This window comes from Rhodococcus sp. A14, assembly GCF_011603105.1.
Taxonomy (GTDB): domain Bacteria; phylum Actinomycetota; class Actinomycetes; order Mycobacteriales; family Mycobacteriaceae; genus Rhodococcus_F; species Rhodococcus_F opacus.
Map to the genome: position 1 here is coordinate 41,198 of NZ_JAAOQS010000039.1, position 20,019 is coordinate 61,216.

Sequence of the window (20,019 nt, forward strand, 5' to 3'; positions counted from 1 at the left end):
CTCCCACCACGAGAAAGTCTCCCGTGCTCAACCTTTCCGTCCTTCTCCAAGACTCCGCCCGCCGATTCCCCGACCGTGACGCCTTGATTCTCGGCGACGCACGGATGACCTACGCCGACCTCGACACCCGGTCGAACCAGGTCGCGAACCTGCTGATGTCGTGCGGCATCGAACCCGGTGACAAGGTCGCGCTCTCCTGCCCCAACATCCCCCAGTTCCCCGTCGTCTACTACGGCATCCTCAAGGCCGGCGCCGTGGTCGTACCGCTCAACGTTCTCCTCAAGGACCGCGAGATCGCTTACCACCTCGCCGATTCCGACGCCAAGGCGTACTTGTGCTACGACGGCACCCCCGACCTGCCGATGGGCGAGTACGGGCGCTCCGCGTTCACGCAGAGTCCCGACTGCCGCACCATGTTCCGCATCACCGCCGACCCGGACGCTCCCGCCACGATCGACGGCATCGGAACACTCGCGGACGCCGTCGCGGATCGCGACACCGAGGTCGAGACCGTGGTCCGCGAACCCGGGGACACCGCCGTCATCCTCTACACGAGCGGGACCACCGGAAAACCCAAGGGCGCCGAGCTCACCCACGCCAACATGGTGCTCAACGCGCTGACCGCCAATCGTCTCTTCGACAGCACACCGGCCACCCACGACCGGTACCTGGTGACCCTGCCGCTGTTCCACTCGTTCGGCCAGACCGTCACCCTCAACGCCGGAATCTCGGTCGGGGCGACCCTCGTGCTGCTGCCCCGGTTCGAGGCCGCCGCCGCACTCGATCTCATCGAACGGGAGAACATCACCGTCTTCGCCGGGGTGCCCACCATGTACTGGGGTCTGCTCGGCGCCCTCGACGAACACCCCGCCGACATCGACCGCATCGCCGGCAACATGCGACTCGCGATCTCCGGTGGCGCCGCGCTGCCGGTGGAGATCCTCACCCGGTTCGCCGACCGCTTCGGTGTGCAGATCCTCGAGGGATACGGACTGTCCGAGACGTCGCCGCTCGCGACGTTCAGCGATCCCGGCGGCGATCCACGGCCCGGCTCGATCGGTGTCCCCGTGTGGGGAATCGAGGCCCGGCTCGTCGACAAGGACTGGAACACCGTCACCGGCGCCGGTGACATCGGCGAGATCGCGTTGCGCGGCCACAACATCATGAAGGGCTACTACAACCGCCCGGACGCCACGGCAGAAGTGCTGCGGGACGGCTGGTTCCGGACCGGCGACCTCGCCCGCGTCGACGACGACGGCTTCTACTACATCGTCGACCGGGCCAAGGACCTGATCGTGCGCGGCGGATTCAACGTGTACCCCCGTGAGATCGAAGAAGTCCTCCTCGGCCACGATGCCATTTCTCTCGCCGCCGTCGTCGGCGTCCCCGACGACAGCCACGGCGAGGAGATCAAGGCGTACGTCATCCTCGAGCCCGGCGCACAGGTCACCGCGGACGATGTGATCGCCTGGGCCAAGCAGCAGATGGCGAGCTACAAGTACCCCCGCACCGTCGAATTCGTCACCACCCTTCCCATGACCGCCACCGGCAAGATCCTCAAACGCGAACTCGGCCGCGCCGCGGCCGCACTCTGATACCGAAAGCACAAGCGTGAGCGACACTCCCCTCCCCACCATCCCCGACGAGCTCACCGCTCCCCTCGACCTTCTCCTCACCAGCGGAACCCGCGGCGTGGCCGCCCGCATGCTCCCCGACAGCTCGTGGACCCGTCTCGGGGTCGGCCTCGCCGGCCGGCCGGGTACCGTTGCCCGGCGCGGCGGCGCCCTCGTCCGCGAACTCGGCGCCATCGCCGTCGGCGCCTCGGATCGAACTCCCGCGAAGTCGGATAAACGCTTCGGCGACGCCGCGTGGCAGCAGAATCCGGCCCTGCGCCGGGCGATGCAGGCGTATCTCGCGACGTCGCACACCGCTGCGGCCCTGCTCGACGACGCCGAACTCGACTGGCGTGACCACGAACGGATGCGGTTCGTCCTCGACAACCTCGTCGAAGGCCTGTCCCCCACCAACAATCCACTCCTCAGCCCGCTGGGCTGGAAGGCAATGGTGGACACGGGCGGCCTCAGTGCGGCACGCGGAGTCCGCGCGCTCGTCCGCGACATGCTGTCCAAACCTCGCGTGCCTGCCATGGTCGAACCCGACGCGTTCGCCGTCGGGGAGGACGTGGCTGCGACGAAGGGTGCCGTGATCCTGCAGACCCGCACGTTCGAACTGATCCACTACACGCCGCAGACCGAACAAGTCCACGCCACACCACTGTTGATCGTCCCGCCCGTCATCAACAAGTACTACATCCTCGACATCGCGCCGGGCCGCAGTCTGATCGAGTACCTCCTGCAGCAGGGTCAGCAGGTCTTCGCGATCTCCTGGCGCAACCCCCACGCCCGGCACCGGGACTGGGATGCCGACACCTACGGCGCGGCGATCGTGGAGGCGCGCGATGCGGTGCAGTGCATTGCCGGAACCGACAGCGCCCACGTCCTGGGCACCTGCTCGGGTGGGATTCTCGCGGCGATGGTCGCGGCACATCTCGCCGAGATCGGCGAGGGCGACCGCATCGCCGGCCTCACCCTGGCCGTCACCGTTCTCGACCAGACCCAGGCCGGCACCGCGGCTGCCGTCATGAGCGAGCGCGCCGCTGCGGCCGCGATCCGAGCCTCGGCCGCCAAGGGCTATCTCGACGGCCGCACCCTCGCCGAGATGTTCGCCTGGCTGCGTCCGACCGACCTGGTCTGGCGGTACTGGGTGAACAACTACGTGCAGGGCCGGGCTCCCGCCGCCTTCGACGTGCTGTTCTGGAACTCCGACACCACCCGCATGGCGGCGGCACTGCACCGCGATCTCGTCCTGCTCGGACTGCGCAACGCGCTGACGACGCCGGGCGCGGCGACCATGCTCGGCACACCCGTCGACCTGGCCACCGTGACCGCCGACGCGTACGTCGTCGGCGGCTCCGCCGACCACCTCTGCCCGTGGCAGTCCACCTACCGGAGCGCTCGCCTCCTCGGCAGCAAGGACTCCCGATTCGTGCTCTCGTCGAACGGTCACATCGCCTCGCTCGTGAACCCCCCGGGCAATCCACGAGCGTCCTTCCGATTCGGGCAGCCCGACCCGGAGACTCCGGACGAGTGGCTGGCCGCAGCGGAGACCGCACCGGACTCGTGGTGGCCCGACTACGCCCGGTGGCTCGCCGAGCGCAGCGGACCCGACATCGACGCCCCCGGCGGCCTCGGCGCCCGGCAGTTCCCCCCGCTCGGGCCCGCCCCGGGCACCTACGTCCACCACAGCTGACCCACTCGACACCACAGAGGGACATTCCTACCCATGCATCTCACACAGCCCACCGAACTCCTCGGGCTCGTCGGACAGACCATCGGAACCACCGGCACGCTCAAAATTGCGCAGGATCAGGTGAATCTGTTCGCCGACGCGACCGGGGACCACCAGTGGATCCACACGGATCCCGAGCGCGCGGCCCGTGGCCCCTTCGGCGGCACCATCGCGCACGGCTATCTCACGCTGTCGCTGGCCCCGAGCATCCTCGCCGAAGTTCTCACCGTCGACGGCGTGCACGCCGCCCTCAATTACGGCCTGAACAAGGTGCGGTTCCCGGCGCCCGTTCCCGTCGGTTCCGCGCTGCGTGTCACCGTGTCCGTGATCGCCGCTCAACGGAAACCGGCCGGCATCGAGGCAGTCTTCGGATTGACCTACGAGATCGACGGCGGAACGCGTCCGGTGTGCATCGCGGACGTCGTGGTGCTCTACACGTGAGCGTGACCGAATTGTTCGGTGGGCGCGACCGGTTCGACGACAGGGTCGTTCCGGTCGGCGGTCGGCGGATCCGGGTGCGGATCCGCCGCGGGACCGGTGTGCCCCTGGTCCTGTGCAACGGCATCGGAGCCGGCCTGGAAGTGCTGGACCCGCTTGTCGCCTCGATGGATCCGACAGCGACGGTCATCAGTTTCGACGTGCCCGGCACCGGGGGTTCGCCGGCATCCCCGGTCCCGTACGGGATTCCCGCCCTCGCGTGCGGCCTGAGCCGCCTCCTCACCGAGATCGGGGTCGATGTCGTCGACATCCTCGGCTTGTCCTGGGGCGGAGCGCTTGCCCAGCAGTTCGCCCTCCAGAACCCTCGGCGCTGCCGGCGCGTCGTCCTCGTCGCCACCGGGACCGGGGCCCTGATGATTCCGGGCCACCCGCGTGTGCTCGCGAAGATGCTGACTCCGAGGCGGTTCACCGACACCGGCTATGCGGCTGCCATCGCCGGCGACCTGTACGGCGGCACGGCGCGCCTCGGCGGTGAAGCCGTCGCGCGAGTCTTCAGAAAACAGATGCACACGGGCTCCCGCATCGGTTATCTCCATCAACTCCTCGCGGGAGCGATGTGGACGAGCCTGCCGGTACTTCCGCTCATCCGGCAGCCCACCCTGATCGTCGCGGGCACCGACGACCCGATCATTCCCATCGCCAACGCCCACATCATGAACGCGCTTCTGCCACACGCGACCCTGCACCTGCACCTCGGCGGTCACCTCGACATCGTGACCAACGCAGCCGATCTCGCGCCCGCTGTCAGCTCCTTCCTCGCGGCGCCGTAGCCGTCGGCGCACGCGAGGAGGTCAGCCGTCCTCCCCCATCTCGGCGAGCGTCGTCCGCAGGCGATCGTTGTCTGCCGGGGTCCAGCCGTCGGGCGACAGGATTGCGCTCCACGCGTCGGCGATGTCGACGACGTACGTGTGTCCGTGCCCGTCGGGAACACCCGTCGACACCGCCATGTCGGCCGCCACCTGAAGAAAAGTCACGAACGGGAACCACTGCGTGCTGTCGAGGACGTCGTAGCCACGGTCCTCCTTCAGCCAGTCGGGCTCGCTCAGCAGGAGTTCCGGTGACCACCAGACAATCGGGTCCGATGGGTGTTGGAGGTAGACCATCCGTGGCCGTCCCCACGGGGCGTCGGGGCGTGGCAGGTCCTCCGGTGCGCGTGCTCCGAAGCGGACGGTCCCGCCCTGCTCGTAGATCGGCAGCCATTCGGGCGAGCCCGGATCGCGGTTCGTGGTGACGTCGGTCCATATCTCGTTCGCGTTCGGCGGCCCCGTGAACAGCACACCGTCGGTACGGGCCTCGACATCGTCGACACTGCCGAATGCACTTTCGCCCCCGAAGGATCCGAGACTCTCTCCCATGACGACGAGTTTCGGACGAGTTTCCGGTGGCAATACCTTCCACTTGTCGTACACAGCGTCGAACAATGCCTCCCCGGCCTGGTGGGCACGCTCCTTGTCCACCAGGAAGGACAGCCAACTCGGCAGATAGGAGTACTGCAATCCGACCATCGCGGTGTCGCCGTTGTACATGTACTCCAGCGATGAGGCGAGACTCTCGTTGATCCACCCCGTACCGGTGGTAGTGGCCACGCCCACCACCGCACGATCGAACCCGCCGGCGCGTTCGAGTTCGTCCGCTGCCAGCTGGGCGTTCCCGCGGATCGAATCGCCGCCGCTGGCCAGCCCGGCGTACGTCCGGATCGGCTCCACCGCGGGCCGCCCACCATTGAACGCGGACAATTCTTCGACGGTCGGGCCACGCGACATGAATGAACGGCCCTGCCGTCCCAGCGAATCCCACGTGACGAGCGAGTCCGGTCCGCCCGAACGGAGCGACGACGTCGGCGGCTCGTCACCGGCCTTGGTCTCCTGGTTGACAGCGGCGAACGAATTGTTCAGCCCCGACATGATCACGCGCACCGCGGCGCCGTTGACTAGTGCGAACAACAGCGCCACCACCAGTACGCCGATGGCCGTCGCCGAGATCCGCCGCGGCACCACCCGGCTGATCTTGCGTTCGACCCACCGCACCGCCCGCAGCAGCACCCGGGCCAGCGCCACCAACCCGACGTAGATCAGCACCGCCACGACCACCATGACGAGATAGCCGAACCACGGGAACGGTGCGGCGCTCATGATCGCCCGCAACTGCGACTGCCAATCCCAGAACCACACCAGTATCGCCACGGTTCCGACGATTCCGATCACCGACGCCACCCGGCGCACCATTGTCTTCACACGGGTGGGCGCCTCCCGCTGCACGAGGTAGCGGACCAACTTGGAACCGAGGAATCCGATGGCGTAGCCGAGCGCCGCCGACACGCCGGTGACCAATCCCTGGAAGAACGGACCGCGCGGCAGCAGTGTCGGCGTCAACGACAGCCACACGAACAGGACCGCGACCACCAGCCCCCCGAAGGCATAGCGGTCCGGAAGCCAGCGGCGATACCCGGGTGGCCGGGCGGGACCGGCTTCGCGCTCGGGTGCACCATCGATTACATCGTTCGGCACCTGGCAAGCGTAGCCGCCACGGAGTCGCTATCGACAGCAATCCGCAATCACACCACGTCCGGTGAACACCGAAGCCCACCTGGGATGTTCGCATTCGGACGAGTCTGCCCGGCCGACCGCCGGCGGACGCTACGCCAGTGTCTTCGTCTTGATCGCCTGGAACTCGGCGTCGGTGATCGCGCCGGAATCGAGCAGCGCCTTGGCATCCGTGATCTGCTGAGCCGGAGACTTTCCGGCGACGTCCCGGATATAGGTGTCCTGCGCTTGCCTGTGTTGCTCGGCGGCGGCCATCGACCGCTTCGCCATGCTGTCGCCCCGGGCGATCACGTACACCAGTGCAGACAGGAAGGGAATGACGAACAGTAAGAGGATCCAGATCGCCTTCACCCACCCCGACGTCTCGCGGTCCCGGAACAGGTCGGAGATGATCGAGAACAACACGGACAAGTAGGCCGCGAAGGCGAAACAGACGAAGATGAACCAGAAGAACTCCCAGAAGCCTTCCATTTTCGACGCTCCGTCCACTCGGTGTTCCGGTCAGGGGCCAGGACTCTGGCCTGGCATGAGGTGCTCCTCAAAATCTCAACTAGTGGCGTCGAGCGTGTCGAGCGCGGCCAGAATTCCCTGGACGGGGATACGTCCCGAGGCCACGAGCTGCGCGCCCTCGCGCCGGAGGGCGGAGGCGAACGGTGCGGCCCAAGTGTTCTCGTAGACGAGAATCGCCCCGGAACAGCCCGGGGCGAGGACGGCAGCCGCATCCTCGAGGTCGGTTCGGTCGATCAGACCCGTAGTCGCCTCGGCGAACACCGTCACGTCCACACCGCCCTCGAACCCGAGGTCCTCGACGGCGATACCGGCGAGCGATCCGTCGGCTTCCTTGCGGACGAAGACCAGATCGAGCACTCGGATGATGTTTCGTTCGACCAGGTCGACGAGAAGGGGCAACGCCGATCCGTCGGGTCTCCGGTCGGCAGGGAACTCCACGACGAGATAGTCGATGGGTCCGAGTTCGTCGAAATCGGTGTCGTTCACTGCAGGACCTCTCTTCTGAAGACAGCAGCGACAGCCGCACACGGCCTCGCCCTAGTATTACCCAGCCCACGACGACACCGCTAGAGCGCAATGTCACCAGCGGCCGGCACCGTACTGTCGGCAAGCTCGCGTCGGGCCCCCTTCTCCACCAGGAGCGGGACGAAGTCCCGGATCCGGCAATCTGCGAAGCGCTTGTGAACGGTGCGCACGGCGTGCTCGATGTCCACGGGTGAGACGGACGGGTACCGAGTCATCAGGCGCTCGATGACCTGCTCGACCTGAAGCAACTCGTCGTCACCGATCATCGACTCATCGTCGTCCCGCTGCGAAGCCATCGTCAAGACACGAAATGGCCTCTCGAGCAACTCGGTTCGGTGTCGAGACCGTGAATATTCACGACTCTGGGATCAATCCAGTTTCCGGAGTACTGCCCGGAAATACGGTTTCACGACTACTACCACGCGGAGACGGCGGACAATGGTGGTACCGGGCCGCCCGGCTCGCGGTAGGGAAGGGGTCGGTCATGTCCGAGACAACGTCGGTCAAGCAGGGCGTCGCGGCAGGCACTTCGATCGGGGCGGCCATCATCATGGTGACCGTGGGCATCATCCAGTTCTGCCAGGGAATCGCCGCGGTCGCCGAGAACGAAGTATTCGTGTCGGGGGTGAACTACGTCTACAAGTTCGACCTGACCACGTGGGGCTGGATTCACATCGTGCTGGGTGTGCTCGTTGCGGCGGTCGGCCTCGCGCTGCTCACCGGCGCGGGATGGGCGCGGGTGTCCGCGATCGTGATCGCGGCAGTCTCCATATTCGCCAACTTCCTGTGGCTGCCGTATTACCCGTGGTGGTCGGTGCTCATCATCGCGCTCGACGTCGTGGTGATCTGGGCCGTGTCGACCTGGCAGCCGGCTCGGGTCTGAGCAGTCGGCGGCCGGGGTAGAAACCGTGGGAAAGAAGACGAAGCACGAGAAGTCCGGGCTCGACCTGCCCCGGCCAGGCGGTGCCGAGCCCGCCGCACCGATGAAGAACAAGGAGTACAGCCGCCTGCTCCGCCCACTTCACGGCGAACTCGTCGCATTACAGGAGTGGGTGAAATCGTCGGGCGCGAGAATCTGCATCGTGTTCGAGGGTCGCGACACCGCCGGGAAGGGCGGCGTCATCAAGGCGATCACCGAGCGGGTCAGTCCGCGCGTGTTCCGTGTCGTCGCCCTGCCGGCCCCGACCGATCGCGAGAAGACGCAGATGTACGTGCAGCGGTACCTGCCCCATCTCCCGGCCGGCGGGGAGGTCGTCATCTTCGACCGCAGTTGGTACAACCGCGCGGGCGTCGAACGGGTGATGGGCTTCTGCACCGAGGAGCAAGCGCAGCAGTTCCTCCAACTCGTCCCGGTGGTCGAACGCGCGATCGTCGACTCGGGCGTCATCCTGCTGAAGTACTGGCTGGAGGTGAGCGAGGACCAGCAGACGCTGCGCCTGCAGAGCCGGATCGACGATCCGCGGAAGATCTGGAAGCTGTCGGACCTGGACCTGAAGTCGTACACCCATTGGTACGACTACTCGCGGGCACGGGACGAAATGTTCCACTTCACCGACACCGGTTGGGCGCCCTGGTACGTCGCGGTCAACGACGACAAGAAACGCGGTCGACTCAACATCATCAGCCATCTGCTGAGCCAGATCCCCTACGAACCCCTCGAACGCCCCGACATCACCTTGCCGGAGCGGCGGGGCCCGCACGGCTACGAGGCGCCGAGGCAACCACTGCACTGGATTCCCACCCCCTACTGAGGATCCGAGCCGAAAGGACGAGCGGTCATGGTCTCGACGGAACCCACGCAAGCGCAGACGGCCTGGCATGCCCAGGACGCCGACGCCGTCGTGTCCGCACTGGCCTCCGATCGGCAGGCGGGGCTGACGACCGGCGAAGTAGACGAACGTCGCCGACGGCACGGTCCGAACGAGATCGCCTCCGAGCCGCCGCCTTCGACGTGGTCGATCGCGTTGCTGCAGTTGAAGGACCCCATGAACCTGATGCTGGTCGCGGTGGCCGTGGTCAGCATCGTCATCGGCGAAATCCCGACGGCGATCGTGGTCGCGGTTCTCGTCGGGCTCAACATCGTGCTGGGCACACGGCAGGAAGTGAAGGCGCGCGCCAGCGTCGACGCACTGGCGAAGATGCAGACACCGCAGGCGCGGGTGGTCCGCGACGGCGCTCTGACCCAGCTCGACGCCACCGAGCTCGTGCCGGGCGACGTCGTGCAGCTCGAGGCGGGCGACATCGTCCCCGCGGACGGCCGCCTTCTCACGACGGCCACCTTGGAGACCCAGGAGGCGGCACTGACGGGTGAGAGTGCACCCGTCGCGAAGGACCCCCAGACGCTCGGCACCATCGACGTTTCTCTCGGCGACCGCAGCAACATGGGCTTCCAGAACACCTCGGTCACCCGCGGCACCGCCACCATGGTGGTCACGGAGACCGGCATGCACACCCAGATGGGTCAGATCGCGTCGATGCTCTCTGCGGTCGCGCCCAGCAAGTCTCCGCTGCAGCGCGAACTGGACTCGCTCACGAAAGTGCTCGGCGTCATCGCGTGGACTTCGGTGGCGATCATCGTGATCATCGGGGTGATTCGCGGACAGGACGTGACGACGCTGCTGCTGCTCGGCATTTCCATGGGGGTCTCCGCGATCCCGACCGGTCTGCCGACGTTCGTCCAGGCGATGCTGGCCTACGGCGCACGGCAGCTGGCCGACGCCAAAGCCATCGTGAAGAACCTCACGGACGTCGAGACGCTCGGCGCGACCAGCGTAATCAACTCGGACAAGACCGGCACGCTGACGATGAACCAGATGACCGTGCGGTCGCTGTACTTCCACTGCCGGTGGTACACCGTCGACGGTGAGGGTTACGCCAAGTCGGGGAAGATCACCCACGTCGCGGGCGAGGCGGTCCCGGATTTCACGCTGCTCGCGTACGGGTTGTGCCTCGACAGCGACGCCACGGTCTCCGGCACCGGAGAGGTCGTCGGCGACCCGACGGAGGCCGCGCTGGTGGTGCTCGCGGCGAAGATCGGTGTCGACGCCCCACTGACCCGGCGGACGTATCCGCGCGTCGCCGCCGTGCCGTTCGACTCCGCGTACAAGTTCATGGCGACGTTCCACCATCTCGAGGTCGATGGCAGAACCCAATTCGTGGAACTGGTCAAGGGCGGGCCCGACGTGGTCCTGGCGCGGTGCACGACCGCCTTCAGGCCGGGCAGGCAGGAGGTGCCGCTCGACGAGGTCCGGGAGGAACTGACGGCAGCGAACCGGACCATGTCCGAGAAGGGGCTTCGCGTGCTGGCCTTCGCGGTCCGCCGCCTCGACGGGCAGGAGGAGGCTGCGGTGGCCGACCCCATGTCCTACGTCGCGGACCTCACGTTCGTCGGCATGGTCGGGATCATCGACCCGCTTCGGCCGGAGGCGATCGAATCGGTGCGCACCGCCCACGAGGCGGGCATCGACGTTCGCATGATCACCGGCGACCACGCGATCACGGCATCCGCGATCGGCGCCGAACTCGGGCTCGGACCAGGCGCGATCGGTGGTGCGGAACTGCAGGCCATGACCGATGAGGAACTGTCGGCCGCACTCCCGCATCTGCACGTGTTCGGCCGCGTCACCCCCCAGGACAAACTGCGCCTGGCCGACATCATGCAGAAGAACGGCGCCGTCGTGGCGATGACCGGGGACGCCGTCAACGACGCGGCCGCGCTGAAGAAGGCCGATATCGGCGTAGCCATGGGCTCGGGCAGCGAAGTCACCAAACAGGCGGGCAAGATGGTGCTCACCGACGACAATTTCGGGACCCTGATCACCGCGATCCGGTTGGGCCGCAACATCTACGACAAGATCGTGTCCTACATCCGGTACCAGATGTCGAAACTGTTCTCGCTGGTGCTGCTATTTCTCGTCGCGAGCATTTTCGACATCAACGACGGTGTCGCGCTCACCCCGCTGATGGTGCTGTTCCAGCACTTCTTCATCACGCTGTTCCCGGTCGCCGTCATCATGCTCGACCCGCCTGCACCGGATCTGATGAACAAGCCGCCCCGCGACCCGCAGATGCCGATCGCCAACCGGAGGGCGTTCGTGCAGTGGCTGGCATACGGCGTCCTGCAGTTCGCCGTCACGCTCGCCGCGATGCTCCTCGCGCCGGGCGAGATGAGCACGACCGAGGCGAACGTTCCCATGACGACGGCGTTCGTGGTGCTGTCGTTCGGTTCCATCCTCGCCGGGCTCGTCATGCGACGCGACCCGGAATCCGGGCTCACCCCACCGATCCTCGGCGCACTGAAGATCCTCTCGATCCCGACCATCGTGACGGTGTTCGCGGTCGAGGCCGGGTTCCTCCAGGACCTCCTCATGACCACGTCGCTGACCGGCGGCCAGTGGCTCGCCTGCCTCGGGTGGTCACTGATCATCCCGATCGTCGTCGAAGCGGAGAAGGCGTTCCGGCGCCGGCGCCACCTCCACTCGGAGCCGCCCGCACCGATGACCGCCCCCGCCGCCGTCGACCCCCAGCGCGCACGCTGAGGCCCGGACCATGTCCTGGACAGGCAGCCTCGCGCAGTTGCCGGGCATCGCGACGGCGCGGGCGTACCGCCGCGAATGGCTGCGCCCCGACATCACCGCCGGGCTCGTCCTCACCGCCCTGCTCATCCCCGCCGGGATGGGGTACGCGGAGGCCGCCGGGTTGCCCGCCTACGCCGGCCTCTACGCCACGATCATCCCGCTCCTCGCGTATGCCGTGGTGGGGCCGTCGAAAATCCTCGTGCTCGGCCCGGACTCGTCGCTCGCGCCGCTCATCGCCGCGGCGGTACTGCCTCTCGCCGTGGCCGACGACCCGGAGAGCGCGCTCGCGCTCGCCGGAATCCTCGGCGTCCTCGTCGGCCTCATTCTCCTCGTCGGCGGATTCCTGCATCTCGGCTTCGTGACCGAACTGCTGTCGAAGCCCATCCGGCTCGGCTATCTCAATGCGATCGCGCTCATCGTCGTCGTCGGCCAACTGCCCAAGCTGCTCGGATTCTCCGTCGACGCGTCCGGCCTCATCGGAGAGATCGGGGAGATCGGAAAGTCCGTGGTACAGGGCAACATCGACCCCGTCGCCGCCGCAGTGGGCATCGGATCCCTCGCCGTCATCATCGGGTTCCGCATCTGGGTGCCCCGCATCCCCGGCGTCCTCGTGGCCGTGGTCGGCGCGATCATCCTGTCCGCCGCACTCGGACTCACCGACGACATCGGGATGGTCGGCGCCCTGCCCGCCGGCCTGCCGCTGCCGTCGTTCGGCGGTGTCGACTGGGGGGACGTGGGGAACCTCGTCGGCCCCGCGGCCGGTATCGCCCTGATCGCGTTCGCCGACACAGGGGTGCTGTCCCGCACGTTCGCCGCCCGGCACGGTGAAGACGTGAACGGCAGCACGGAGATGAAGGCGGTCGGCGTGGCCAACATCGCCGGTGGACTGTTCGGCGGGTTCCCCATCTCCGCCAGCGGGTCGCGGACCCCGGTGGCCGAACAGAGCGGCGCCCGCACCCAACTCGCCTGCGTCGTCGGAGCACTCGCCGTCCTGGTCTTCGTTCTCGTCGCCCCCGGGGTCACCACGTACCTCCCCGACGCGACACTCGGGGCCGTGGTGATCGTCGCCGCCACGGCGCTGGTCGATGTGAGTGGAATGATCCGGATGTGGCGCATGAGCACTGTGGAGTTCGGACTCGCCGTCGCGGCATTCCTCGGGGTCGCTTTGGTGGGCGTGCTGCAGGGCATCCTCGTCGCGATCGGGCTGTCCTTCGTCGCGGTGGTCGCGCAGGCCTGGCAGCCGTACCGCACGGAACTCGTCCGGACGACCGACCGCCCCGGCTTCCATGACGTCGAACGCCACCCCGGCGGCCTCCGCATCCCCGGACTGGTACTGGTGCGCTTCGACGCTCCCCTCTTCTTCGCCAACGGCGAGATCTTCGACGAATACGTGCGCTCGGTGGTGGCGACAGCGCCGAGCCCGGTCGAGTGGGTGATCGTGGCCGCCGAGCCGATCACCGGTCTCGACACCACCGCCGTCGACGAACTCGTCGACCTCGACACGTATCTCGAAGGGAAACAGATCCGGTTGGCGTTCGCGGAGATGAAGGGCCCGATCAAGGATCGGCTCATCCGGTTCGGGGTGGGCGACAGGTTCGACGCGACACACTTCTATCCCACCATCGACGCCGCCGTGGCCGCATTCCACAGTCGAGCCGATCACACCGCCGATCCGACCGACGACTGAACCGACCACAGGACGGGGCGCGGCGCATGGATTCCTTCTGGACGATCTTCTGGCTCGGTGCCATCGCCTTCGCGTTCCTGGCGTATCTCCTGCTGCTGTTCGCGATCAGCGCCGACCTGTTCCGCGACCACGGGACCTCGGGGTGGATGAAAGCGTTCTGGGTGTGTTTCCTGCTCCTCGTTCCGTTCGTGTCGGCACTGATCTACGTGATCCTGAAGAGCGACGGCATTGCCGAACGATCGAGAACCACCTCCCGTATTCAGTCTCGGGGCGCCGACCCGGACGGGGGGTGAGGTCGGAACGCCGTCCGCCACAGTCGAACCCAGTCGAACGCCGGTGCAGCGGGACGCACCCCGGGCCTCGTCCTGGGCACCCGCACCCGCAAGGCGTCCGGTTCGATGGTGCACCGCACCGGAGTGCGGAGCAGGAGGGATTCGCCGTCGACTCCCACGGGGATCTCCGGTGTGTCGGCGTCTACGACCACCTCCATCGACGTTTCCTGCGTCAGGCCGCGTACGTTGGTGCGGCGCAGCAGACCGACCGCCTGCCGGGTGTTCGCCACCGACAGGGTGACCGCGCCGAGGACGCCGCGATCGAGACGGTCCCGGCGGCTCAGACCCGCCAGATCACTGTTGCCGTACGGATTGTTGCTCACCAGGACCGCCTGCGGTCCCTCCACGGCAGTCTCACCGATCCGTGCGACCAATCGAGGCCCGGCGTGCCCGGTGAGCAGATCGGGGAGCAGCGTCAGCACTGTCGCGGCCTTGTCGTCGCGGTATGCGGGGCTGCGCACGATCTCGGCGTAGACCCCGAACGAGGCATTGTTGACGAAGGTTCGACCGTTGATGGTGCCGAGGTCGACGCGCAGCTCGACACCGTCCCGGAGTGCGTCCAGCGATCGGGTCGGATCGGCGCGGTCGAGTCCGAGATCCATCGCGAAGTGGTTGCGGGTTCCGGCACTGATCACGAGGAACGGCAGGTGGTGTTCGGCCGCGACCGCCGCTACGAGCGCCTGGGTCCCGTCTCCGCCCGCCACCCCCAGCAGATCGGCCCCTTTCGCGACCGCCTGCCGGGCCAGTGCGGTGACGTCGACGGTGGCCGGCCCTTCGAGCAGCACGACGTCGGCGCCCAGCTCTTCGGCTCTGCGCTTCAGGTCGAATTTCGCGACCTTCCCGCCACCGGAATGCGGATTCATGATCAGGAACGGGTGCTGCGCGGGCGGGGCAGGGTATTCGGGCATGGTCATCTCCGCACGTCTGCCACGCAAAGCGGCGCGGGCGCAGACGACGGCCAGCAGAGCGAGCACGTACGCGAGCAGCACCACCCACAGCAGGTGCGCGCGGATGAACAGCGTCAGCACGACGATCGGCGCGACGATCGCCACCCCCAGCGAGATCCACCTGAGCACCCCGCGCCGGGTGAGGAACCAGTACAACGCTGCCACCGTGACCACGACGCCACCGGCCCCCACGATGAGCAACGCCACGGTGCCCAGCAACCCGGCGAACAGCACGGGCACTGCCGCCGCACCGACGGCGAACACGAACGCCACACGGGCCCACCACCGCCGGCCACGGTCGCCGGTATCGGGGATGCCTGATCTGTTCACGTGACTACCCCCTCGACGGCGGCGCGTACTTCCTCACAACGGTCCGACTTCCCGTCGTAGTTCCATCTTCCGCCGTGCCCGGAGGCGATCGCAGCACATTGCACGTCTTGGGCTGCGGGTCTTCGCCAGCCGTCAAGGGCCGGTTCCCGATAGGTCGCGTGCGCGCGGTCCCGTCGAAAGATCCCGCCAGCCGACGAGCACCGTGTGCACGGCCTCGGCCCCGTGCAGCGGGTCGGGCGGTGCGGGCAGGTCGGCGGGGTAGATGAGAAACGGAGTACTCTGCGGTCCGCCCATTCCACCGTGCGACCCGACCTGCTCCTCGAACGCCGCGACCTCGTCGGTCTCGGGCCAGTACGCGCCACCGACCATGATGTCGGCAACGTTGCCGAAGGTGTCGGTGCGTCGCACCTTTGCCAGCGCGTCAGGGCCCATCACCGCGAGCGGGTTCTCGCCGGTGACCTCGCCGGTCGTCACGTCGACCTGGCCGTGGGGTCCGAAAACCACGGACCCGCCCGGGGCGGCAACGAGCAGGAAGCCGACCCCGGGATGCTCGCGCAGCCCGGTGAGCAGCCCGGGATGGGCAGCCTCGACGGCATTTACATCGGCGCGGCCGGGCAGGTGCGGGAAGTAGACCAGACCGAGATTGCCGGAGCCGAGCACGATCGGCTCGCCTGCAGAGGCGTGGGCCTCCTCGCCGGCAGTCGGCGAGTGCACGCTCGCTGCGGCGTAGCCGCGCCCCTCAGCCCCGGGCTGGTGGGAGACGCCGGATTCGCGCTCGTACCAGTGGCGCTTCACCGCCGCCGGTTCGCGCTGTGTGGCGAGCCGGACAACCAACTGCCCCAAAGTTTCCCCGTACCGTTGCAGGAAGGTCGCACCCTGACTCTGCCCGTGATCGGACAGCACGACGACGCGGTAGGGCCGATCGGCCTGCTCCACCACGGCGAGCACCATCTCGACGACGTCGTCGAGTTTGGTCAGCACCGCAAGGGTCTCCGGCCGGGAAATGCCCGAGTGATGCGACACCTCGTCATAGCCGATCAGGTCGACGTAGACCACACTGCGTCCCTTGATCAGATCGCCGACCACCGCGGCGACGGCGACGTCGGTGGCGAGCACGGTCGCGAACGCCCGCACGAACGGATAGACCCCGCCCCGTGGCACCCGCGGCTGGATGTCCTTTCGCTTCTGCCGCAGTGACTGGCGTAGTTCCCGTTGCAGTTCCGCGAACATCCGGATGAACGTGCGCAGCGCGCTCGCCGGGTCGGCGAAATAGTCGCTGTAGCCGGCACCGCCGCCGAGGCGGGCGCCGCGCATGCGACTGACGACGAGCACGTTGTCGTGCGCGCCGCCGGTGAACAGGTTGCCGCGGCTCGCACCGTCGTGCGCCAGCAGGCCGGGAATGTCCGTTCGTTCGAGTTCGCGCTGCTCGTTGTCGGCCGGGTTGCTGAACACCGAAATACGCTCGGTCGTCTTGTCGTACCAGCGAAACGCCGGCACGTTGTGGTTGGAACCGTGCAACACGCCCAGCTGGGTCGCACCCGTCTGACTGCTCCAGTCGGTGTGCCACGGCACCAGCCGGTGGGTCTCGCGCACCAACTTCGCCAGCCCGGGCGTCACGCCGTCGGCGATCGCACGACGCAGCACGTCGTAACCGAGGCCGTCGATCTGGATACACAAAAGCCCCGGGGTCGCGTCCACGAGGGCGGCGTTGCGACGCAACCGGAACCGCTGTCGGCGCACCTGCATCAGTCGGTACGCGGTATCGGAGCGGGACGCGATCGCGCCCGACACCACGGAGGTGAACAGCGAGAGCAGCGCCGCGAGGACGAATGCATCGCTCAGCTGGTCCACCGACGCGACCGGTACCAGGTACAGCGTCAACAGCATGATCAGTCCGCCGGCGAGGAATACCCCGACGAACAGCAGCACCGGGCCGATCCACGACATGAACCGCATGATCACCGGCCACAGCGCGGCGTTGAGCAGGCCGAACACCAACGCGAGCACCAGCGCGGCCGGGAGTGCCGGTAGCGGAGCGAAGCTCGACCGGTCCAGGGCGATGCCGCCGAGGATGCGGTCGAGCACGATGAGCGCGAGCGCCGACGACCCCCAGAGCACGAAGAACTCGACGAGCACCCGCACCACGCCGCCCACCGTGCGCATCGCACCGCCTTTCGTCATCTGGAATCGTAAGGGTGTGAGCGCAACGCCGTGGCCGGATGCCGCCGCAGCCGGTGTGCGCTGGCTCGGACATGCCAGCGCGCTGATCGTGGACCGCGGGACGGTCGTCCTGACCGATCCGGTGCTGACCGACCGCGTCGCGCACCTACGCCGCCGACGAGGCCCCGCGCCGACCGGACCGCACGTGCGTAACCCGGACGCCGTCCTGCTCTCGCACCTGCACGCCGACCATGCCCATCTGCCGTCGCTGCGGCTGCTCGATCCGGACGTCCCGATCGTGGCCCCGTGGCGGGCGGTCGACGGCCTGCCCGCGCTGCGCCAGTTCGCCGACCGCCTGGTGCTGCTGCGGCCCGGCGACGAGACGAGGATCGGCAAGGTCACCGTGCGCGCCGTGCCCGCCCGACACGACGGACGGCGCTGGCGGCGCGGCCCGGAGCTCGCGCCCGCGATCGGGTACGTCGTCGAGGGGGACCGGCGGACCTATTTTGCCGGTGACACCGACCTGTACCCGGATCTCGCCGACCACGTCGGCCCCGTGGACCTCGCGCTGCTACCCGTCGGGGGCTGGGGTCCGACACTCGGCAAGGGTCACCTCGACCCGTCTCGGGCCGCGGTCGTCGCGCGTCTGGTGGAGGCGGGACTGGCGGTGCCGATCCACTACGGCACACTGTGGCCGGTCGGCCTCGACGCCGTGCGCCCCCGGTTGTTCTTCGGTCCGGGCGCCGAGTTCGTCCACCACGCCGAGCAGGCGGGTGTCGTTGCGGTGGAGTTGCATCCGGGTGACGAACTCGGCGTGTGAACTCGGTTGCCCTGAAACCCTGCCGATCGACGGGTCTTTGCGCTCCGGAGTACAAAGACGGCCAATGTGCTCTGGTCGGCTCCGCGATCGGCGGAAACTGGAGGGTGGTGATCCGGCGGTCTCGACCTGGGATCCGAACGGATCAGAGCGCAGCCGACGACGAGAAACGGGCGGTGACGGTGGCCGAGGACGGTGTGCGAAGTTTCTCCCGACGTGCGCGGGTGCGTGTGCTGGTGCCGGCGGTGCTGCGCCCGGTGTGCGCCACGGTGGTGCTGGTGAGCGCATATTTCCTGCTGCCCTTCACCACGGTGGACAACCTGCGCACCGTGTCCCTGGTGATCGGTGGTCTCGCTGTGGTCTGCGCGGTGTACGTCTGGCAGATCCGCAGGGTGCTGCGGGCCGAGTACCCGGTCGCGCAGGCCGTGGAGGCGTTGGCCGTCACCGTGGGGGTCTACCTCGTCGCCTACGCGACGACGTACTTTCTGCTCTCGTACTCGGGGCCGGACAACTTCGACGAAGCCCTGACCCGCCTCGACGCTCTCTATTTCACCTTGACGGTGTTCGCCACGGTCGGGTTCGGTGACATCGTGGCCACCACGGAGGCCGCGCGGGCGGTGGTGTCGGCACAGATCATCGGCAATCTGATCCTGATCTCGTTGGGCATCCGTGTGCTGACGGCCTCGGTTCGCTGGCGGCGGAACCCCGGGATCGCCCGTGACTCGTCGGCGCAGTGACAACGGAACGCGAGCCGGCACTCGACGGGTTGCGACCTAGAGCCGCTCCTCGTAGCCCGGCTTCCATGTCGCGACAGCCCAGATCACGAACACGTCCAGCACGATCATCACGACCGACCACCACGGGTAGTGGGGCAGCCACAGGAAATTGGCGAGGAGGGAGAGAGCACAGATCACCATGGCGCCGACACGGGCCCAGGTCGCCCCGGTGAACAACATGACACCGACGGCCGCAACGATCACACCGAGCACCAGGTGAATCCAGCCCCACGCGGTCGTGTCGAACTGGTAAATGTACTCGGGGCCGGCGACGACGAGGTCGTCCTTCATGAGCGCCGAGACGCCCGAGAGCACATGGAGAATTCCGATAGTGAGCAAAACTATCGCAGCCACCATGGACGTCGCGGCCGCGACCCCCTGCTTGACCAACGACTCGTCGGACATCGCGATCCCCTTCCCGGACATACATTGGCCTGCAAATATTTTCCGTCGCCGCGTAGAGCGAGGTCAATATGCATACGTCCGGGCATCTTCCAGACAAAGGGTGAACCGACGGGGGATACTTACTTACGCCAGTTCATTTCGTACGGTGACGAAAGAGGAACGGTCATGTCCGATGAATCGCTGGTCAAGCAAGGTGTGGCAAAGGGAACGTCGATGGGCGGGGCGGTTCTTCTCGTCACCGTCGGCGTGCTCGAGTTCTTTCAGGGGATCTCCGCGATAGCCAAGGACGACGTGATCGTCGTCGGCATCGAGTACACCTACCAATTCGACGTCACTACCTGGGGATGGATTCATCTCGTGCTCGGCGTGATCGTTGCGGCCGTCGGTGTGGCACTGTTCACCGGGGCCACCTGGGCACGTGTCGGCGCGATGGTGCTGTGCGCCTTGTCGATCTTCGTCAACTTCCTGTGGCTGCCCTACTACCCCGTGTGGGCAATCACGATCATCGCGCTGAACGCCGTCGTGATCTGGGCGGTCGCCACCTGGAACCCCGAAGTGATCTGA

19 protein-coding genes are annotated in these 20,019 nt (G+C 67.3%); 12 read left to right on the forward strand and 7 right to left on the reverse strand.

Annotated elements, in window-relative coordinates; genetic code table 11:
* The first annotated feature begins 23 nt into the window (after window positions 1-23).
* The 4 genes from G9373_RS21125 to G9373_RS21140 are packed head-to-tail and all read left to right on the forward strand — an operon-like array spanning window position 24 to window position 4,616.
* Entirely contained in the window at window positions 24-1,595 is a 1,572-nt protein-coding gene (locus G9373_RS21125; protein WP_054246616.1) for a long-chain fatty acid--CoA ligase, read from the forward strand.
* Between the two features lie 16 nt (window positions 1,596-1,611).
* Window positions 1,612-3,309, forward strand: coding sequence for an alpha/beta fold hydrolase (locus G9373_RS21130; RefSeq protein WP_167116711.1), 1,698 nt, complete (start codon window positions 1,612-1,614; stop codon window positions 3,307-3,309).
* A 33-nt stretch (window positions 3,310-3,342) separates the two neighbouring features.
* A complete protein-coding gene (locus G9373_RS21135; RefSeq protein WP_054246618.1) occupies window positions 3,343-3,789 on the forward strand; it encodes a MaoC family dehydratase in 447 nt (148 codons plus the stop codon).
* Complete coding sequence (locus tag G9373_RS21140; protein WP_167116715.1) at window positions 3,786-4,616, forward strand: alpha/beta fold hydrolase; 831 nt, start codon at window positions 3,786-3,788, stop codon at window positions 4,614-4,616. Before G9373_RS21135 ends, G9373_RS21140 begins: the two co-directional genes overlap by 4 nt.
* 21 nt (window positions 4,617-4,637) lie before the next feature.
* Here G9373_RS21140 and G9373_RS21145 read toward each other — a convergent pair whose 3' ends face one another.
* The 4 genes from G9373_RS21145 to G9373_RS21160 all read right to left on the reverse strand — a co-directional run bounded on the left by G9373_RS21145 (window position 4,638) and on the right by G9373_RS21160 (window position 7,720).
* Entirely contained in the window at window positions 4,638-6,353 is a 1,716-nt protein-coding gene (locus G9373_RS21145; RefSeq protein WP_144284469.1) for an alpha/beta-hydrolase family protein, read from the reverse strand.
* 129 nt (window positions 6,354-6,482) lie between these two features.
* Window positions 6,483-6,860: an SHOCT domain-containing protein gene (locus tag G9373_RS21150; RefSeq protein WP_007296281.1), complete on the reverse strand. Its 378-nt coding sequence runs from the start codon at window positions 6,858-6,860 to the stop codon at window positions 6,483-6,485.
* A gap of 75 nt (window positions 6,861-6,935) precedes the next feature.
* On the reverse strand, window positions 6,936-7,385 hold the full coding sequence (locus tag G9373_RS21155; RefSeq protein ID WP_005257667.1) for a DUF6325 family protein: 450 nt from the start codon (window positions 7,383-7,385) through the stop codon (window positions 6,936-6,938).
* An 80-nt stretch (window positions 7,386-7,465) separates the two neighbouring features.
* The gene (locus tag G9373_RS21160; protein WP_167116718.1) at window positions 7,466-7,720 is read right to left on the reverse strand and encodes a hypothetical protein; all 255 of its coding nucleotides are present in this window, start codon (window positions 7,718-7,720) and stop codon (window positions 7,466-7,468) included.
* Between the two features lie 188 nt (window positions 7,721-7,908).
* Between G9373_RS21160 and G9373_RS21165 the strand changes: the two genes are divergently transcribed.
* From G9373_RS21165 to G9373_RS21185, 5 genes are read left to right on the forward strand one after another with little or no spacing between them, the layout of a single operon-like run.
* Window positions 7,909-8,307, forward strand: a complete 399-nt coding sequence (locus G9373_RS21165; RefSeq protein WP_167116721.1) for a hypothetical protein — start codon at window positions 7,909-7,911, stop codon at window positions 8,305-8,307.
* 25 nt (window positions 8,308-8,332) lie between these two features.
* The gene (gene ppk2, locus G9373_RS21170; RefSeq protein WP_167116724.1) at window positions 8,333-9,175 is read left to right on the forward strand and encodes a polyphosphate kinase 2; all 843 of its coding nucleotides are present in this window, start codon (window positions 8,333-8,335) and stop codon (window positions 9,173-9,175) included.
* A 27-nt stretch (window positions 9,176-9,202) separates the two neighbouring features.
* Window positions 9,203-11,962 (forward strand): cation-transporting P-type ATPase, encoded by a 2,760-nt coding sequence (locus tag G9373_RS21175; protein ID WP_167116727.1) that lies wholly within the window; start codon window positions 9,203-9,205, stop codon window positions 11,960-11,962.
* A 10-nt stretch (window positions 11,963-11,972) separates the two neighbouring features.
* Window positions 11,973-13,688 (forward strand): SulP family inorganic anion transporter, encoded by a 1,716-nt coding sequence (locus G9373_RS21180; RefSeq protein ID WP_167116730.1) that lies wholly within the window; start codon window positions 11,973-11,975, stop codon window positions 13,686-13,688.
* A gap of 26 nt (window positions 13,689-13,714) precedes the next feature.
* On the forward strand, window positions 13,715-13,981 hold the full coding sequence (locus G9373_RS21185; protein ID WP_005257658.1) for a hypothetical protein: 267 nt from the start codon (window positions 13,715-13,717) through the stop codon (window positions 13,979-13,981).
* Here the strand turns inward: G9373_RS21185 and G9373_RS21190 are convergent.
* Both G9373_RS21190 and G9373_RS21195 read right to left on the reverse strand, forming a co-directional pair.
* On the reverse strand, window positions 13,948-15,297 hold the full coding sequence (locus tag G9373_RS21190; protein WP_005566722.1) for a diacylglycerol kinase family protein: 1,350 nt from the start codon (window positions 15,295-15,297) through the stop codon (window positions 13,948-13,950). The genes G9373_RS21185 and G9373_RS21190 overlap by 34 nt on opposite strands.
* A gap of 132 nt (window positions 15,298-15,429) precedes the next feature.
* On the reverse strand, window positions 15,430-17,460 hold the full coding sequence (locus G9373_RS21195) for a phage holin family protein (protein ID WP_167116739.1): 2,031 nt from the start codon (window positions 17,458-17,460) through the stop codon (window positions 15,430-15,432).
* A 34-nt stretch (window positions 17,461-17,494) separates the two neighbouring features.
* Here G9373_RS21195 and G9373_RS21200 point away from each other — a divergent pair, with 34 nt between their 5' ends.
* Window positions 17,495-18,277: an MBL fold metallo-hydrolase gene (locus G9373_RS21200; protein WP_133985847.1), complete on the forward strand. Its 783-nt coding sequence runs from the start codon at window positions 17,495-17,497 to the stop codon at window positions 18,275-18,277.
* A 173-nt stretch (window positions 18,278-18,450) separates the two neighbouring features.
* Window positions 18,451-19,011 carry a potassium channel family protein gene (locus tag G9373_RS21205; RefSeq protein WP_164709651.1) on the forward strand — a complete coding sequence of 187 codons (561 nt, stop codon included), beginning with the start codon at window positions 18,451-18,453 and terminating at the stop codon, window positions 19,009-19,011.
* A 36-nt stretch (window positions 19,012-19,047) separates the two neighbouring features.
* Here the strand turns inward: G9373_RS21205 and G9373_RS21210 are convergent, their stop codons facing one another.
* Complete coding sequence (locus tag G9373_RS21210; RefSeq protein ID WP_005566719.1) at window positions 19,048-19,455, reverse strand: hypothetical protein; 408 nt, start codon at window positions 19,453-19,455, stop codon at window positions 19,048-19,050.
* A 165-nt stretch (window positions 19,456-19,620) separates the two neighbouring features.
* Between G9373_RS21210 and G9373_RS21215 the strand changes: the two genes are divergently transcribed.
* The gene (locus tag G9373_RS21215; protein WP_005257648.1) at window positions 19,621-20,019 is read left to right on the forward strand and encodes a hypothetical protein; all 399 of its coding nucleotides are present in this window, start codon (window positions 19,621-19,623) and stop codon (window positions 20,017-20,019) included.

Coding starts and splice junctions, on each gene's coding strand:
- G9373_RS21210 (WP_005566719.1), bottom strand. CDS start 19,455: ATGTCCGACGAGTCGTTGGTCAAGCAGGGGGTCGCGGCCGCGACGTCC.
- G9373_RS21165 (WP_167116721.1), top strand. CDS start 7,909: ATGTCCGAGACAACGTCGGTCAAGCAGGGCGTCGCGGCAGGCACTTCG.
- G9373_RS21195 (WP_167116739.1), bottom strand. CDS start 17,460: ATGCGCACGGTGGGCGGCGTGGTGCGGGTGCTCGTCGAGTTCTTCGTG.
- G9373_RS21150 (WP_007296281.1), bottom strand. CDS start 6,860: ATGGAAGGCTTCTGGGAGTTCTTCTGGTTCATCTTCGTCTGTTTCGCC.
- G9373_RS21135 (WP_054246618.1), top strand. CDS start 3,343: ATGCATCTCACACAGCCCACCGAACTCCTCGGGCTCGTCGGACAGACC.
- G9373_RS21215 (WP_005257648.1), top strand. CDS start 19,621: ATGTCCGATGAATCGCTGGTCAAGCAAGGTGTGGCAAAGGGAACGTCG.
- G9373_RS21175 (WP_167116727.1), top strand. CDS start 9,203: ATGGTCTCGACGGAACCCACGCAAGCGCAGACGGCCTGGCATGCCCAG.
- G9373_RS21160 (WP_167116718.1), bottom strand. CDS start 7,720: ATGGCTTCGCAGCGGGACGACGATGAGTCGATGATCGGTGACGACGAG.
- G9373_RS21185 (WP_005257658.1), top strand. CDS start 13,715: ATGGATTCCTTCTGGACGATCTTCTGGCTCGGTGCCATCGCCTTCGCG.
- G9373_RS21180 (WP_167116730.1), top strand. CDS start 11,973: ATGTCCTGGACAGGCAGCCTCGCGCAGTTGCCGGGCATCGCGACGGCG.